Source organism: Williamsia sp. (genome assembly GCF_036566845.1).
GTDB lineage: Bacteria > Actinomycetota > Actinomycetes > Mycobacteriales > Mycobacteriaceae > Williamsia.
The window spans coordinates 20,466-36,516 of sequence record NZ_DATCVM010000096.1 but is presented as its reverse complement, the minus strand read 5'-3'; the positions used below and the strand labels follow the sequence as shown (position 1 = coordinate 36,516).

General features: G+C 65.3%; 15 protein-coding genes. 8 read left to right on the top strand and 7 right to left on the bottom strand.

Annotated features, from left to right (window positions below; genetic code table 11):
* Positions 1-5 precede the first annotated feature (5 nt).
* Genes VIQ49_RS08255 through VIQ49_RS08230 form a run of 6 tightly spaced genes read left to right on the top strand, consistent with a single transcriptional unit; the run spans position 6 to position 6,409 of the window.
* Positions 6-506 (top strand): thiamine pyrophosphate-binding protein, encoded by a 501-nt coding sequence (locus VIQ49_RS08255; protein WP_331883042.1) that lies wholly within the window; start codon positions 6-8, stop codon positions 504-506.
* The gene (locus VIQ49_RS08250) at positions 503-1,132 is read left to right on the top strand and encodes a thiamine pyrophosphate-dependent enzyme (protein WP_331883039.1); all 630 of its coding nucleotides are present in this window, start codon (positions 503-505) and stop codon (positions 1,130-1,132) included. Before VIQ49_RS08255 ends, VIQ49_RS08250 begins: the two co-directional genes overlap by 4 nt.
* Positions 1,119-2,657 (top strand): GMC family oxidoreductase, encoded by a 1,539-nt coding sequence (locus VIQ49_RS08245; RefSeq protein ID WP_331883036.1) that lies wholly within the window; start codon positions 1,119-1,121, stop codon positions 2,655-2,657. Before VIQ49_RS08250 ends, VIQ49_RS08245 begins: the two co-directional genes overlap by 14 nt.
* Positions 2,654-4,027 (top strand): amidohydrolase, encoded by a 1,374-nt coding sequence (locus VIQ49_RS08240; RefSeq protein WP_331883034.1) that lies wholly within the window; start codon positions 2,654-2,656, stop codon positions 4,025-4,027. Before VIQ49_RS08245 ends, VIQ49_RS08240 begins: the two co-directional genes overlap by 4 nt.
* Complete coding sequence (locus tag VIQ49_RS08235) at positions 4,014-4,916, top strand: aromatic ring-hydroxylating dioxygenase subunit alpha (RefSeq protein ID WP_331883031.1); 903 nt, start codon at positions 4,014-4,016, stop codon at positions 4,914-4,916. The genes VIQ49_RS08240 and VIQ49_RS08235 overlap by 14 nt, the downstream gene beginning before the upstream one ends.
* Positions 4,913-6,409: an aldehyde dehydrogenase family protein gene (locus VIQ49_RS08230; RefSeq protein WP_331883028.1), complete on the top strand. Its 1,497-nt coding sequence runs from the start codon at positions 4,913-4,915 to the stop codon at positions 6,407-6,409. The genes VIQ49_RS08235 and VIQ49_RS08230 overlap by 4 nt, the downstream gene beginning before the upstream one ends.
* A 96-nt stretch (positions 6,410-6,505) precedes the next feature.
* Here VIQ49_RS08230 and VIQ49_RS08225 read toward each other — a convergent pair whose 3' ends face one another.
* The gene (locus VIQ49_RS08225) at positions 6,506-7,393 is read right to left on the bottom strand and encodes an oxidoreductase (protein ID WP_331883026.1); all 888 of its coding nucleotides are present in this window, start codon (positions 7,391-7,393) and stop codon (positions 6,506-6,508) included.
* Positions 7,394-7,436: 43 nt separating this feature from the next.
* Positions 7,437-9,164 (bottom strand): adenylate/guanylate cyclase domain-containing protein, encoded by a 1,728-nt coding sequence (locus VIQ49_RS08220; protein ID WP_331883095.1) that lies wholly within the window; start codon positions 9,162-9,164, stop codon positions 7,437-7,439.
* 115 nt (positions 9,165-9,279) lie between these two features.
* On the opposite strand from VIQ49_RS08220, the gene VIQ49_RS08215 reads away from it, so the two are divergent.
* Positions 9,280-9,900 (top strand): TetR/AcrR family transcriptional regulator, encoded by a 621-nt coding sequence (locus tag VIQ49_RS08215; RefSeq protein WP_331883023.1) that lies wholly within the window; start codon positions 9,280-9,282, stop codon positions 9,898-9,900.
* 147 nt (positions 9,901-10,047) lie between these two features.
* Here the strand turns inward: VIQ49_RS08215 and VIQ49_RS08210 are convergent, their stop codons facing one another.
* The gene (locus VIQ49_RS08210; protein ID WP_331883020.1) at positions 10,048-10,602 is read right to left on the bottom strand and encodes a YceI family protein; all 555 of its coding nucleotides are present in this window, start codon (positions 10,600-10,602) and stop codon (positions 10,048-10,050) included.
* Between the two features lie 205 nt (positions 10,603-10,807).
* On the opposite strand from VIQ49_RS08210, the gene VIQ49_RS08205 reads away from it, so the two are divergent.
* Complete coding sequence (locus tag VIQ49_RS08205; RefSeq protein ID WP_331883018.1) at positions 10,808-12,424, top strand: FAD-dependent monooxygenase; 1,617 nt, start codon at positions 10,808-10,810, stop codon at positions 12,422-12,424.
* Here VIQ49_RS08205 and VIQ49_RS08200 read toward each other — a convergent pair.
* From VIQ49_RS08200 to VIQ49_RS08185, 4 genes are read right to left on the bottom strand one after another with little or no spacing between them, the layout of a single operon-like run.
* Complete coding sequence (locus VIQ49_RS08200; protein ID WP_331883092.1) at positions 12,405-13,619, bottom strand: vWA domain-containing protein; 1,215 nt, start codon at positions 13,617-13,619, stop codon at positions 12,405-12,407. The genes VIQ49_RS08205 and VIQ49_RS08200 overlap by 20 nt on opposite strands.
* A 46-nt stretch (positions 13,620-13,665) precedes the next feature.
* Positions 13,666-14,553 carry a MoxR family ATPase gene (locus VIQ49_RS08195; RefSeq protein ID WP_331883015.1) on the bottom strand — a complete coding sequence of 296 codons (888 nt, stop codon included), beginning with the start codon at positions 14,551-14,553 and terminating at the stop codon, positions 13,666-13,668.
* Positions 14,550-15,155 (bottom strand): nucleotidyltransferase family protein, encoded by a 606-nt coding sequence (locus VIQ49_RS08190; protein ID WP_331883013.1) that lies wholly within the window; start codon positions 15,153-15,155, stop codon positions 14,550-14,552. Before VIQ49_RS08190 ends, VIQ49_RS08195 begins: the two co-directional genes overlap by 4 nt.
* Complete coding sequence (locus tag VIQ49_RS08185) at positions 15,152-16,033, bottom strand: XdhC family protein (RefSeq protein ID WP_331883090.1); 882 nt, start codon at positions 16,031-16,033, stop codon at positions 15,152-15,154. Before VIQ49_RS08185 ends, VIQ49_RS08190 begins: the two co-directional genes overlap by 4 nt.
* Between the last annotated feature and the right edge of the window lie 18 nt (positions 16,034-16,051).

Below are 16,051 nucleotides of genomic sequence, written 5' to 3'. Positions count from 1 at the left end.
TTGCCATGCAACAAAACGCAGTAGATGCGGTGATCCGTGGCCTCAAGAAGGCCGGCGTGAGCACCGTGTGTTATCTCCCCGACTCCCTGTTCAAGGAGCTCTATCCGGCTCTGGACGCCGACCCCGACATCCGCACGATCCAGGTCACCAACGAGGGTGAGGGAGCGGCCATCTGCGGCGGCATCTTCCTCTCGGGCAAACGAGCTGCGCTGATCATGGAGAACTCAGGGCTGCGCGCCTCGGTGGAACCACTGGCCCGCATGGGCCTGGGCGCCGGGATACCGGTGATCATGCTCATGAGTTACCGCGGCGAACTGGGTGAGAACAACTGGTGGGCCGTCCCGCACGGCATCACGATGGAACCCATCCTCGATGCACTGCGGATCCCCTACCGCATCGTGCGGGAGGAAGACCAGATCGAGCGGGCGATCCACGACGCCTTCGAGTGGTCTTATGCGGCATACCATCATTCGGCAATTGCCCTGGGCGGAGGACTGGTCCGATGAACGACTCGAGCGCACGCATGACCCGATTCGACTGCATGAAGGTACTCGCCGACAAACTGTCGGACGAACTGGTGATCGTCTCGCTGGGCGCCAGCGTCGACGAGTGGTACACCGCCGCACCGCACATGCGCAGCGCCAGCCTGTTTCAGCAGCAACTCGGATGTGTGACCCCACAGGCATTCGGACTCGCGACCGGTCTGCCGCACCGCCGCATCATCTCCCTCGACACCGACGGTGGGATGCTGTTCAACCTCGGCATACTCGCCACCCTTGCCAACGAACGTCCCCGAAATCTGTTCACCGTGGTCTGGGACAACGAGTGCTACCAGTCGATCGGGGGCCCGCCAACGCACACGTCGAAGGGCATCGTCAGCATCGCAGCGATCGCCCGCGGCGCGGGTATCGAACATTCCTACACCGCAACCACTCTCGAGGAGTTCGAACAGCACTGCGCGGCCGGCCTGACGGCGGACGAGCCCTACGTACTGGTCGCGAAGGTCTCGAGCGTGGTCGAATCCGGCATCAAACGCAAACACAGCGACGGTCGGGAGGACAAGTACATCTTCGTCCGGCATGTGGAGGCCACCGAACAGATCACCATTATGGGGCCGAGTGAACACAACTGAGACGTTCGACCACATCGTCGTGGGCGGCGGGTCGGCGGGATGTGTTCTGGCGGCGCGACTCTCGGAAGATCCCGACGTCACCGTCTTGCTGGTGGAATCCGGGCCGAGTCACGTCGGGCTCCGCGAGATCGACGAGCCGGCCGGCTGGGCGTCACTGTTGTCGGGAGACCACGACTGGGGTCACACCTACGCGGCCAACCCGGACCTCGACGGGCGCGTGGTCCCGATACCCCGCGGGCGGGTACTCGGAGGCTCGAGCAGCATCAACGCCATGCTCTGGTACCGGGGACATCCGCGCGACTATGACACCTGGGAGGACAATGGCGCGCCGGGTTGGAACTGGGAGGCGATGCTCCCGTACTTCCGGCGCTGCGAGAACTGGGAGGGCGGCGCTTCCGAATTGCGCGGCGGCGCAGGACCACTGACCATCACCACACCCGCAGATCCTCATCCGGTCGCCGAGGCATTGCTGGGTGCGGCGGCGGAACTGGGCTTTCCGGTCCTCGACGACTCGAACGGCGATGACGTCCTCGGCGCGTCCCTGGCGAATCTGACGATCTCCGGCGGCCGGCGGATGAGTACGGCCCGCGCATATCTCGACCCCGCGGCTCAGCGGCCCAACCTCACCGTGCGGACCAGTACACATGTCCACGCCCTCGTTTTCGATGGTCCGCGCTGCATCGGCGTCCAGATCGGCGGATCCGTGGTTCGCGCCGACCGGGAAGTGATCCTGGCGGCCGGCGCGATCTCGAGTCCCCATCTGCTCCTGCTTGCGGGCATCGGCGACCCCGAACAGCTCGGCGCGCATGGGATCCGGGTCCGGAGCGCCTTGGCGGGTGTGGGGCAGAACCTGCAGGACCACCCACTTCTGATGGGGGTGAACTTCGCCGCACGCCGGCCGATGGGGTCGGTGCGCGACAACGGCGGCGGGGCCATCCTGAACTGGTGTAGTTCACCGGAGCAGCTCCTCCCCGACCTGCATGCATTTGTCGTCCAGGGTCCACACGCAACACCCGAGGTTGCGGCGAAGTACAGTCTTTCGGGCTCCGACCACATCTTTGCGGTCTCCCCCGGGCTGATGCGCTCGCACAGCGTCGGACAGCTGACCCTGCGCTCCGCCGACCCGGCGACCCCACCGGAGATCGATCCGCGGTACCTCTCCGATCCCCGTGATCTCACCGCGTTGGTTGCCGGACTCGACACCATCATGGATTTGGCCGAGACCGCGGCCTACCGTGAGCTCATCGACCGCCCGATCGCACCGGATCGCCGACTCACCGGAGCCGACCGCGCAGCGTTCGTGCGGATGAGTTGTTCGACGTTCTTCCACACCGCGGGCACCTGTGCCATGGGTACCGGTGACGCCGCCGTGGTCGACCCCGACCTGCGCGTGTACGGCATCGACAATCTACGTGTGGTGGACGCCTCGGTGATCCCCGTTTTGCCTTCGTGCAACACCAACGCCCCCGTGGTCGCGCTCGCCGAGCGCGCCGCAGATCTGATCGCCGGAAGGCGCGCCGCATGAGCACTCTTCTCACTGCCGACGCCGTGGTCACCGTCGACGCCGCCCGCACCGTCATCCCCGATGGCGCGGTCCTGGTGGACGGTGACCGGATCGTCGCCGTCGGATCCACCGGCCGGCTCACCGCTACGTACCCCGGCGCCGAGGTGACCGCACTGCCCGGACGGCTGCTGATGCCCGGACTCATCAACGCGCACAGTCACTCCGGGCTGTTGCGCGGAACGGCCGAGTCGCTTCCGGTCTGGGAATGGCTGCGCGTGCACATCGATCCCATGCACCGGGTGGTGTCCGCTGCCGAGGCGGAGGCGGCGTCCTGGCTCTGCTACGCCGAGAGTGTGCTGGCCGGCACCACAACTGTGGTGGACATGTGGCGGCACATGCACGGCAGCGTTGTCGCCGCCACCGGGGTCGGAAACCGGCTTGTCACAGTCAATTACACGGGGGCACACCCCGACTTCGACTACTTCGACACCCTCGACGACAACGAACAGCTGCTGCAGCGCAGTCACGGTGCCGCGAACGGACGGGTATCGGTCTGGGTGGGACTCGAGCACGTCTTCTATGCCGATGCCGCCGGCCGGCGCCGGGCCATCGACATGGCACGCGACTACGACACCGGTTTCTACACCCACTGCAGCGAGTCGGAGATCGAGATCGGCGAGTTCGACAGGCGATTCGGTAGCCGACCGATGACGGCGCTCGATCGACTCGGATTCTTCGACGTCCCCCGCACCATGCTCGCGCACGCGGTCTGGCTCGACGACAGCGAGATCGCGTTGCTCGCGCAGCGTGGTGTCGCCGTGGTCCACAATCCGGTGAGCAACATGAAACTGGCCAGCGGGGTGGCACCCATCGAACGCCTGCTCGCTGCCGGCGTACTCGTCGGGCTCGGTACCGACGGCGAGAAGGAGAACAACAACCTCGACATGTTCGAGGAAATGAAAACCGCTTCCCTGCTCGCAAAACTCTCGTGCGGGGATGCCGCCGCCCTCGACAGCTGGAAGGTGATCGAGATGGCCACCATCAACGGTGCCCGTGGTCTCGGACTGGACGCCGACATCGGGTCGTTGGAGCCCGGAAAGAAGGCCGATCTGATCGCGATCCGTACCGACACCCCGCGGATGACACCGTTTTTCCCGGAAGGTCCGTATTTCAACCTGCAGCACAATCTGGTCCATGCGGTGCGCGGGTCTGATGTGGATCTGACGATGATCGACGGCCGGGTCGTGGTACGCGACGGACAGCTCATTTCGCAGGATCTGCCCGACATCATCGCCCGCGCCCGCGCCTCGGTGCCGGGCCTGTTCAAAAGGCGGTCGGACTGGCTCGCCGGACACGACGATCTGGAAGGAGTCTTCGGTGCCCACGATTGACGATCACAGCGACGATGGCCGATGTGATGATCCGGTGGTTCTCGACCAATGGTATGCCGTGTGCGCCCTCACCGAACTGGACCACGGTGCCATCACGACACCACTTCTCGGCGTCGAAGTGACCTGTGTGGCCAACGGTCCGGACGTCCCGCTGGTTCACGCCGACGACGTCGAGCTGCCGGTCCGTCTCCGCTACGGATTCGTCTGGACCACGCTCGGCACCCCGGCCGGGGACGTCTTCGACCTCCCCGAATCGCTGGAACCGGATCGGCGGTACGTACCGTGCGGATGGATCACGATGCGCACCTCACCCGGCCGGGTGGTGGAGAACTTCCTCGACATGGCACATTTCCCGTTTGTGCATCCAGGAATCCTCGGCGGCGAGTCGAATACCGAGGTGGCCAAGTACGAATCGGAGATCCGCCGCGACGTCGACGAGGTCTGGGCCACAAACTGCACGTTCTTCCAGCCGCAGGTCAGTGCGAGTTCCGAGGGCGCGTACGCGCGACTGTCCTACCGGGTCCCCGCCCCGTACCTGGTGGTGCTCTACCGGGTGTCACCGGCCGACCCGACCCGGCAGGACGCGATCGCTCTGTTCATCCAGCCGATCACCCAAACCCTGTGCCGCGCACAGCCGGTGATGTACCTGGTCGATCAGGAAACCGACCACACCGACCTCCTCCACTTCGAGCAGACGATCTTCCTGCAGGACCGCATCATCGTCGAGAATCAACGGCCCCTCTTGCTGCCGCTGAACCCGCGAGACGAAATCCCCACCCGGGCAGACGGTTCGTCCATCACCTATCGACGCTGGCTCAAAGCGAAGGGGCTGCGCTATGGAGCCCTGCCCTTTCCGCCCGCCCGCAGCCGCCGAGGAGCAGACGCGTGAACACCCCGATCACAGTTCCCCGCCACAGCGCCGAGTTCCTGAGTAGCTCACCCAAGAAAATCTTGATCGCCGGTGACTGGGTGGCGACCGGCAACGGGATCTTCGAGAGCCGCGACCCGGCCACCGGCGCGCTGCTCGCCGAGATCGGTTGCGCCTCAGAGGTGGACGTCGACCAGGCCGTGCGGTCGGCGCGTGAGACGTTGACCGGGCGGTGGGCACAATGCACCCCCACCGCGCGCGGCAAGTTGTTGTGGCGCTTGGCTGATCTGATCGATGAGCATGCCGACGAATTGGCCGAACTCGAGACACTCGACCAGGGCAAGACGTGGGCCACCTCCCGTTTCGCCGAGATTCCTTCTGCAGCAGAACAGTTCCGGTACTACGCCGGCTACGCGAACAAGATCTCGGGAACCACCATCACACCGTCGATCACCTACCAGCCGGCCGGCCGGAAGATGATGGCACACACCGTGCGTGAACCCGTCGGTGTGGTGGCGGCGATCGTGCCCTGGAACTCGCCGCTGCTGATGGCGGCGATGAAACTGGCGCCCGCACTCGCGGCCGGTTGCACCGTGGTGCTCAAACCTGCTGAGGAGACCAGTCTGACCGCGATCCGCCTCGGCGAACTGATTCTCGCCGCGGGTATCCCGGCAGGAGCGGTCAACATCGTCACCGGCGACGGTGACGTCGGTCGAGCGCTGGCGCAGCATCCCGGAGTCGACAAGGTAACCTTCACCGGGTCCACCGAGGTCGGTAAGAAGCTGGTGGAGAACGCCGGTGGCAGAAACCTCACCCGGCTCACGCTCGAACTCGGCGGCAAGTCGCCGGTGATCGTCCTCGACGACGCCGACATGTCGATCACGGTGCCCGGCGTCGCCCGCGGCATCTTCGCCAACGCGGGGCAGGTCTGCGTGTCCGGTTCACGGGTATACGTCGCGCGCGGCGCATACCAGGATCTCGTCGACGGTCTGGCGACCACAGCCTCTTCGATGCGGCTCGGCCACGGACTCGACCCGGCCAGCGATCTCGGTCCGTTGGTCAGCCGGGCGCACCGGGCGCGGGTCGCCGAGTACGTGGACGACGGCGTGGCCGGTGGAGCCGAAGTGGTCTCCGGAGGCACGGTCGTCGACGGAGAGGGCAGCTTCTACCGGCCGACCGTGATCACCGGCGCCGGCCCGGACATGGCGCTGATGCGGGAGGAGATCTTCGGACCGGTGGTGGCGGTCACCGCGTTCGACGACATCGACGAGGTACTCAGCTGGGCCAACGACACCGACTACGGGCTCGCCGCCAGCGTCTGGACACGCGATTTCAGTGCCGCCCATCGACTCTCCGCGAACGTCAAGGCGGGAACCGTATGGATCAATTGCCACTCCTACTTCTCGCCTGAGCTACCCAAAGGTGGTCACAAGCAGTCCGGTTGGGGCGTGGAGAACGGCGCACCCGGGCTCGACAACTACCTCGAGTCGAAGACGATCTGCATGATGGTGTGAGGTGTTGACCGCAGGGATTCGATCAGCAGTGAGATCGCGAGCAACGAGCCCGATCGAGTCACGGCCGGCAACGGGATGTCGCCTACCGTCCACCCATCAGTTCGACTGGGCCGGGTCAAAGGGATAGGTCACGCCGGTCAACGACTCCGACAATTCCCACAGGCCCGCCGCCACCAGTTCGTCACGTGATCGCTTGTTGCCGCTGGCAGGCCCCGGCGCCCCGCGCATCCCACCGAGTTTGGTCGGGCCATAGAAGCCACCGGATCGCGCCTGATCCGAGGTCGCGGCGTACAGACTGGGCAGCGCACCGTCGGCAGCAGACTGCGCCATGAGGTTTCCCACCCCCATCAAGCGATCCCACAGCGATTCGGTGTGCGACTGCAGTTCGGTGGCCGCGTATCCGGGATGAGCGGCCATCGATTTCACCGGTGAACCGGCCGCGCCCAGCCGCCGCGCGAGTTCGTAGGAGAACTGCAGATTGGCCAGTTTCGACTGTCCGTACGCGGGCCATCGCGAGTAGGAGCGCTGCCGGTAGTTCGGGTCCTCGAGGTTGATCTTGCCGATCTGGTGCATCGCAGATGACAACGTGACCACCCGGTCGTAGATCTTGGGAAGGAGCAGACCGGTGAGGGCGAAGTGCCCGAAGTGGTTGGTGCCGATCTGGGATTCGAAGCCGTCGACCGTGCGTCCCTGCGGTATTGCCATCACACCCGCGTTGTTGATCAGAACGTCGATGGGACCGGTCCGCTCGGCGCAGGCGCGAACAGAGCTCAGGTCGGCGAGATCGAGTTCGGTGATGGTGGCATTGGAACCGATCCGCGCGGCGACAGGCTCCGCTTTTGCGACGGTTCGGCAGGCCAGGATCACATTCGCACCGGCCGCCCCCAGTGCCAGCGCCGTCTGTTCACCGAGTCCGCTGTTGGCTCCGGTGATCAGGAACGTGCGACCGCCCTGATCGCCGATGTCCGCCGTGGTCCATGTCATCGTCTCTACCTAACCCCTCGTCGTTCGAGCATCGATGTGATTGCTATCTCCGGTCGCGTACTCCGAACAGCGACCGGGTTCCTTCCCCGACAACGCCCGACATCATCGATGTCGGCATCTTCAATGCGGTGCCGATCAACGACTTCAGGCTACGACTCCCCTGGTCACGATCAACCGGAATCGTATAAAGCTTCGTCGGCACCGCACGACCCCGCAAGACGAGAGAGCCGAGTGAATCCCAATGGCCGTGCTCATCGTCGGACGTGTCGATCGCCGAACCACTCGCCAAGACGTGTGCACGAACCGATTTCGCCGCCTCGGACAACCGCGCCGCCTCGTTCACCGCGTCGCCGATCACCGTGTACTCGTAGCGTTTGACGGCCCCGATATTGCCGGCGAACACGGTCCCGGCCGACACTCCGATCGAAAAGCGTAGTGGCCGAAGTACTTCGAGTTCGGCATAGAGGTCACGGGCGGCGGCCAGCGCGGCGCCGGCGGGGTCGGAGACCGCGCTCGGTGCACCGAAGATCGCCAGTGCCGCGTCGCCCTCGAACTTGTTGATGAACCCGCTGTGCCGGTCGACCACCTCGGCAACGATTGCGAAGAACCCATTGAGCAGGCTCGCGACGGTTTCGGGCGCTTCCCGTTCGGCCAGCATGGTCGACCCCTGGACATCGACGAAGATCACGCCGACAAAGGTGTTCTCGCCGTGGAAACCCGCGCCCTGTTCGAGCGCCAACTTCGCGACACCGTCACCGACGTGCCGTTCGAACAACTCCCTGATCTGCTCACGCTCCGCCAGCCCCGACACCATGTCGTTGAAGCCCTGCTGCAGGATTCCGAGTTCGGAGGAGTCATAGACTTCGAGAATCGGATGCGCCTGCCCGGCCTTGACCCGCTCCATACCACCACGGATCTCACCGAGCGGGTCGGTGATCGACCTGGACACCAGCACGGTCGACCGGATGCCACCGATCAACCCGAACGCGGCGAGCACCACCGTCGGGATGTCGACGACGTGGTGGCTCCCGGGAATCCAGCCCGGGAGTCGACCGACGTTGATGGCGATCAGGCCCACCAACGGCACGGCGCAGAAGACGATCCAGACCGCCACCAGACGTTCGCGGACGCCGAGGATGGATCGGACCAGCACGCCGTCACGCAAGGCGATCGCCACGAGGGGCCTCGACACCCGTTCGACAAAGAGGTAGGTGAGGCAGGCAGCCGATGTGCCCGCCATCAGAAACGCCGAACCGAACACGACGAACTCGACCGCGGTGCCACCGAGCCCGAACGGGATGTAGATCAACGCTCCGATTCCCCACGTGAGCAACGCGGTACCAGCCTGCTGCAGGGGCATCATCTGAATCGACCTGCGCCGCTCCGGGGATGCCGGAACGGTTTTCACGAACCACGTGAGTTGCGGATACAGCACGGCGGTCCCCACCGCGGCCCCGACCAGCAGACCGATGACAACGGAGCAGATCAGGATCGGAATATTCGCCGCGTCGACCATACCCGGGAAACTCAACTCGCCGCCGGTCATCACCAGCTGGATCATGACCACGGTCTCGAAGGCGGCCGCGAGATTGCTGATCGCGATACCGATCGCCGCCAGGATCACAAAGCGATTGGCGACCTGCCGACGACTGGCCGGACCGTCCAGGCTCGGATCGGGCACGTCGACAAAAAAGTGATCGATGCGGTTGTCGATGCTGCGAATGCGCCTGAAGGCGTCCGCGAGCCGGGAACGTCGGCCGGCCGGAGGCACGGTCAATGTCCACCTACTCTCACCGCAGATCACGGGGCCGCAGTCGCAGCCAGACGTCGATCGAAGTTACGGGCCACTATACATAATGCAACTCGAGTTGCGTTAGAGTCGATGGGTGCGACAATCCGGGTCTTCCGACCCCATTCCCGAGTCGACGTTGCGGGTCCGGTCCCACCGCCGCGGCGCCGCTGTCCGGGATGGCGTGATGTCCGCTGCCTTGAACGAACTGCTCAACGTCGGCTTCGACAACCTCACCATCGCGCAGGTTGCGGACCGGGCGGGTGTCCACGTCACATCGATTTATCGCCGGTGGAAGACGAAGGAACAGCTGGTCACCGATGCGTTGATCGATCATTTCGACCCGACGTTCCCCACACCCGACACCGGCTCTCTGCGCAGCGACCTGGTCGCGCTGACCACAGATCTGCACACGGCCCTGACCAGTCCACAGGTGAAGACCCTCCTGCGGATCGCCGCGATGCCGGTCGACATCGATCCGCTCACAGAGCTGCAACGCCGGATGCTCGAGACCCGAATCGAAGTGCTGCAAGCGATCTTCCGGCGCTCGGCAGACCGCGGCGAGATCGACTTCAGTGCGGAACCTGACTATGCGCTGGTTCTCGAAGTGATCCACGCCCCGATCTACGCTCGCGTGCTGTTGACGCGGGAACCGGTGGATCCGGAGTTCATCGAAGCCCTCATCGATGTGCTGATGACCGGTGTCGGTCCGCGCTGAGCGCACAGGGCCGAACACGCAGGGGGCAGAACGCACAGCGGCGACCGCACATCCGGGATCTTCCGGTTGTGCGGCCGCCGCCTGACCTGATCAGGGTCTGGGAACGACCGATCAGGCAGTCAGTGTGCCGTTGCTGAAGTCGAGGACTCAGGCAGACTTGCCGGCCTCGATCTCCAGGGTGATGGTGATCTTGTCGCCGACAACACTGCCGCCGGTCTCCAGGGGCATGTCGATGCTGATGCCGAAGTCCTTGCGGTTGATGACAACCGAGGCCTCGAAGCCGGCGACCGGGCCGTTGCCCATGCCGGGGTTGACACCGTTGAACTCGAGCTTGAGGGTGATCGGGCGAGTGACGCCGTGGAGGTTGAAGTCGCCGTCGACCAGGTAGTCATCGCCGTCGGCCTTGACCGCGGTCGAGGTGAAGGTCGCGGTCGGGTACTTCTCGACCTCGAAGAAGTCTGCCGAGCGGATGTGGCCGTCGCGGCCTTCGTTGCCGGTGTTGATGGAGGCGACATCGATTTCGGCGGTGACCGAAGGGACACCGTTCTCGTCGACCGTGATGGCACCCGAGAAGGTGTCGAAGTTTCCACGAACCTTGCTCACCATCAGGTGGCGCACAGAGAAGGCAACGGCCGAGTGCGTCGGATCGATGGTCCAGGTGCCGGTTTCCAGATTGGTGGTGGTGATGGTGGTGGCGCTCATGTGTTGCTCCTTGAGAAGTTGTTGGTCCGGGCTACATCTGATCTAACCGGACCCCGGTCCGATTTCATTCCCCGACGACCGAATTGGTTTTGCGAAGGCGCCCCACCTGCGGCGACGAGAAGCGAATGTGACCGAATGCACTGCAGTGCGGGGTTCTGTACTGGCACAATTCGGGCAGAGACGGCACTAGGAGAGTGGGGCAGGCGTGGTCGACACTGACGTTTTGATAGCCGGAGCCGGGCCGATCGGGCTGACAGCAGCCATCGAACTCAGACGTCGAGGGGTCCGGTGCCGCATCGTCGATCCACTCCTCGAGCCACCGCAATACGCCAAGGCCGTCGGCGTCCAGCCCCGCACACTCGAGATCTTCGAGGGGATGGGGGTGCTGCGTCAGGTCCTCGACGCATCGACCGAGATGCGGGGCCAGGTTGTATATGTGAACGGCACCGAGGTGTCCCGCATCGACCTCTCCCTACCCACCGATGTGCCCTTCAGGTTCGCGTCGATCCCTCAGTACGACACCGAACGGATCCTCCGCGAACGACTCGCGACCCTGGATCTCCCGATCGAGCGCGGAGTCTCTCTGTCCCGATTCGACCAGGACGACGATGAGGTCACCGCGGTACTCGCCGGTCCCGACGGCGAGGAGATCGTCACCGCGCAGTACCTCGTGGGTTGCGACGGCGCCCACAGCATCACCCGTAAGACTCTCGGACTGACGTTCGAGGGCGCCGCCTTCGATGAGCAGTACATGCTCGGCGACGTCGAGGTCGACTGGGCACAACCGCCTGGGTACGGGGTCCGGGTGATGCACCAGACCGAGGGCACCACCGACGACCTGCTCGTCTGCATTCCATTGCCCGGCCGTGGCCGCTACCGGATGTCGATGCTCGTGCCCGAAGAACTGGCCTCGGCGAAACCATCCGCACCGGGCGCCATCGCGCACGGATTCGAGGGCGACCGGAAACCCGAACTCTCCCATATCCAGGCCGTCATCGACCGGCTCTCGCCGGAACCGGCCACCGCCCGAAACCTGCGTTGGTCGTCGGTCTTCCGGATCAGTCACCGGATCGTCGACTCCTACGGCCGCGGCCGGGTGTTCGTGGCCGGCGACGCCGCACACATTCACCCTCCGACCGGCGCGCAAGGCATGAATACCGGTGTTCAGGATGCGCACAACCTTGCCTGGAAGTTGGCTCTGGCGGTCGACGGCAAGGCAGCGGCAGGTTTGACCGCCAGCTACGACGCCGAACGTCGGCCGATCGGCGAAGAAGTGGTGGGACGCACCGTTCGCAGCGCACGGGAGGGCATCGAGACCGGCTCCAGCAGCCCGGAGCAGCTGATGCTCCGAGAAGCCCAGCTGCTCATCGACTATTCCGACAGCCCGATCGTCGGGTCTGCCACCGAGGGCGCGCTGCTCAAGCCCGGGGTGCGGGCGCCGGATGCGACCGGGCTGTCCCGCGACATCGTGACCGACCCGTTCCGGTTGTTCTCGCTGCTCGATCGCCTGCGGCACACCGCGATCATCTACCTGAGTGAGGCGGTCGATTCGGCCGAACTGGTCGACCTCGAATCCGCGGTGTCCGTCCTACAGACGGCCGCACATGGGGAGCTCGATGTCTACCTTGTTGCCGCGGCCACCCCCGCCATCGGTGCGACAACCCTGCCCATCATCCACGACGACTCCGGAAGCTTCGCCAAAACATATGGTGCCGAAGATCATTCGATCTTCGTTATCCGTCCGGACGGATATCTGGGTTACAGCAGCAAGCGCCTCGACACCGGCAACGTCGTCGAGTTCCTCACGAAGACCTTCCGCTAGCTCGCGGATCGCCGAGCTGTTCGAGCAGCAGCAACAGGTCACGCACATCCGCGAGCGTGCGGCCCGGGACGAAGTCGTCGCAATACGGCAGCGCGGCGGCCATCGAACCTGCCTTCGGTTCGTAATCCTGCTCGCCCGCACGGGGATTGATCCAGACCACCCGCCAGGCGCGGCGGGCGATCCTCGCCATGGCGCGCGTGACAACGTCCGGGTCGTCGCTGTCCCACCCGTCTGAGGCGATCACGACCAGCGACCCCCTCAGCGAATGCCCCGCCGGCGAGCCCACGAGTTCGGCGAGGCTATGGCCGACGCGAGTCCCACCGAACCGGTCTGCGACCTTGTCATTCGCCTTCGCAACCGCGGCTTCCGGCGACCGCCCCGCAAGGATCGCCGTCAGCTTCGTCACTGACGTCGAAAAGGCGAACACCTCGGGCCGGATCATCGAACGCCGGTCGACCGCGGCCCGCATCAAATGCAGGTAGGTCGTTGTGTACGGCTGCATGGATCCGCTGACATCGCAGATGAGGACCACCCGCCGCCGGCGGCGGCGCGGCCGACGGCGCATCAGGACCGCGGCGTCGAATCCGGTTCGGCGGGAACGGTTCATCGTCGCGCGGAAGTCGACGGCCGCGCCGCGTCGGCCATATTCGTGGCGCCGGGATGTCCGCCGGGGCCAGTGCGCCACCGCGTGTTCCAGCCAGGCGCCGACGGTCCGTAGGTCGTCGCTGTCGAAGGACTCGAACGGCTCGTCGGCCCGCGACACCAGGCGGCTCGGCAGCAGATCGGGCAGTCGCACCGCGTCGGAGATCGGTTCGACCCCACCCACGGCAGTACGTCGCGTGGCCCACGGCAGACCACCGGACTCGCTGTCAGACGGGCCCGGCCGAGCCCCACCTGGATCCGGAATCGATTGCCCCGCATCTGGAACCGATGCCGCTCTGGCCGGCGGATCGAGGCCCAGGACCGAATCGGCGAACACCGCATCGAAGACGGCATCGAACAGCATCAGGTCGTCGGCCCGGTCGACGAGGGTCAGACGAGCAGCCCAGTAGAGTTCGGGTCTCGTGCGGGGCGCCAGGTGGCGCAGGGCTTCAACGAACTTGGTCGGTCCGCTGGCCGAGACCCCGACGCCGCCACGACGCATCCGGGCGTCCAACGCGACGGCAAACGCAGCGAGATCCACGCCTCGCAGCATCGGGGTCGCTCCCCCCGTCGCAGCAGTCACGTTTGGCATCCCCTTCTCACGCGGTGCTGCGGCCACCGGCGAAGTCCGCGAACGCGTCTCGGACCACAACCCGGTCGTCGGGGGTCTTGGCCAGCGCGCTGAGTCCCGCCGACGCCTCGTCGGCGACCAGGTCGGCGACACCGAGGGCCACGAGTGCCGCCAGCCAGTCGATCGTCTCCGAGATCCCGGGTGGCTTGTCGAGGTCGAGTTCGCGGGCCTGGGACACGAATCGTGTCGCCTGGTCGATCAGTGCTGCGGTGGCTCCCGGGACCGTGCGGCGGACGATCGACACCGCACGCGCCGGCTCCGGAAAATCGATCCAGTGGTAGAGGCATCGGCGGCGGAGCGCGTCGTGGAGGTCACGGCTTCGGTTCGAGGTCAACACCACGATGGGCGGTGTCTTGGCGACAAACGTGCCCAGTTCTGGAACCGTGACAGACGCCTCTCCCAGGAACTCCAGCAGCAGGGCCTCGAATTCGTCGTCGGCGCGGTCTATTTCGTCGATCAGCAGGACCGGCGGTATCTCGCCGCGATACCGGACACAGTGCAGGATCGGACGGTCGATCAAGAAGTCGTCGGTGAACAGGTCGGCTTCGGAGATGTCGGTCCCGCGCGATTCGGCAAGCCTGATGCTCAGCAACTGACGTTGGTAGTTCCAGTCGTACAGGGCCTCGCTGGCGGTCAGGCCTTCGTAGCATTGCAACCGAACCAGCGGCGCCCCGAGCACTGCGGCCAGAGTCTTTGCTGCGGTTGTCTTCCCAACGCCAGGTTCACCTTCGAGCAGCAATGGCCGGCCCAGCGTGGTGGCCAGGTAGAACGCCGTGGCGCTGCCGACGTCCAGCAAATGGTCGTGTTCGTCGAACCGGCGGACCACATCGGCGACATCGGTGAATGCCTCGATCATGTCGGCGCTGCCGACAGCAGATCGATGTAGTCATCCCAGGTATCGACATCCCGAGGGACCGCGGTGTCGACCTCGACCGTCGCGGTGCGATAACGCCCGGAGGCGATGAGTTTCCACAGACCCTTGTCACCCAGCCGCGTAACCGCGGGAAACACAGTGCGGTCCAACCAGAACGGATGTCCGGCCCGACCTCGGTATCGGGTCACCACAATCTGCGCTGCTGCGCCCGGTCCGTCTTCCGCCGCAGACATCAGGCGCCCGACCGTGGTCGGCGCGATCCCGGGCTGATCACCGAGAAAGAGAACCAAACCGTCGGCGAGCGGGTTCACCGCTGCGACAGCTGTTCGCAGCGAAGATCCACAGCCGGAAGAACTGGCCTCGACTTCAACCGCGTCGACGCCGGCGAGATCGACCCGGTCGCGCACCGCTTCGGCGTTTTTGCCGAGTGCCACGACGATCTGGTCGAACCCACAGCTGCGGACCATATCGAGCGTTGCCCCGAGAAGTGTTGTCTCCCGATACGGCAGAAGCTGTTTCGGTACACCGAGGCGGCGCGAGTCACCGGCGGCGAGTACCACCGCCGATCGATGACCGGCCGTCATGGGGTTCCGATCTCCGAAAGATACGCATCACGACAACCCGTGCAACAGAACCAGTGATCGACGTCGTCCTGCCTGGCGTGCACGGTGTCCGGTCCGATGGTCACCGTCATCCCGCAGACCGGATCCACCGCCTCACGGGTGGCGACGGCGGTGCGGGACACCGCGACGACACCTCCCCCACGGATGGCGGCGATGAGTTCGGCGACGATCGATACCGCGATCTCCGAGGAGGTCTTCGCACCGATGTCGAGGCCGACCGGCGTATGAATCCGGAGTCGCTCGGCCGTGGTCGGTGCGACGCCCACGAGCACCGACTCGCCCCGAACCCGGCTGGCCACCAGCCCGATGTAGTCCACGCCGGCGTCCAGGGCCGAGCGGATCATCTCGGCTTCCGCGCCACCGTGGCTCGCGATCACCACCGCGGTGGTGTCGGTCAGTTCGTGGTCGGTGTCACCCTGATCGACTTCGAAACCGACGAGTTCGCACATCTGGGACAGGGCCTGGGCTATCGGTGCGGACCCACAGATTCGGACCAGAGGACTCGGAATCTGCGGTTCGAGGAAGATCTCGAGGGCACCGCCGGACAGGCAGGGGTTCACCACCACCGATGCACCGGCGGCCTCCGGGAAATGCAGGTCACCGTCGGGTAGCACCCGCAACAGGACGCTCTCACCGCCCTGCAGCGCGCCGAGTGCGGCCCGGCGCACCGAGTTCTGCGCACATTGTCCCCCGACAAAACCTTCGATGGTGCCGTCGGACAACAGAATTGCCTCGTCCCCGGCATGGGCCGAGGTCGGCTGCTGAGCCCGCACCACTGTTGCGTGCACAAACGGAGTACGCCGGGACATCAATTGTTTGACGCGTTCATCCACCCTGATCGTTGCGGCCATGATCTT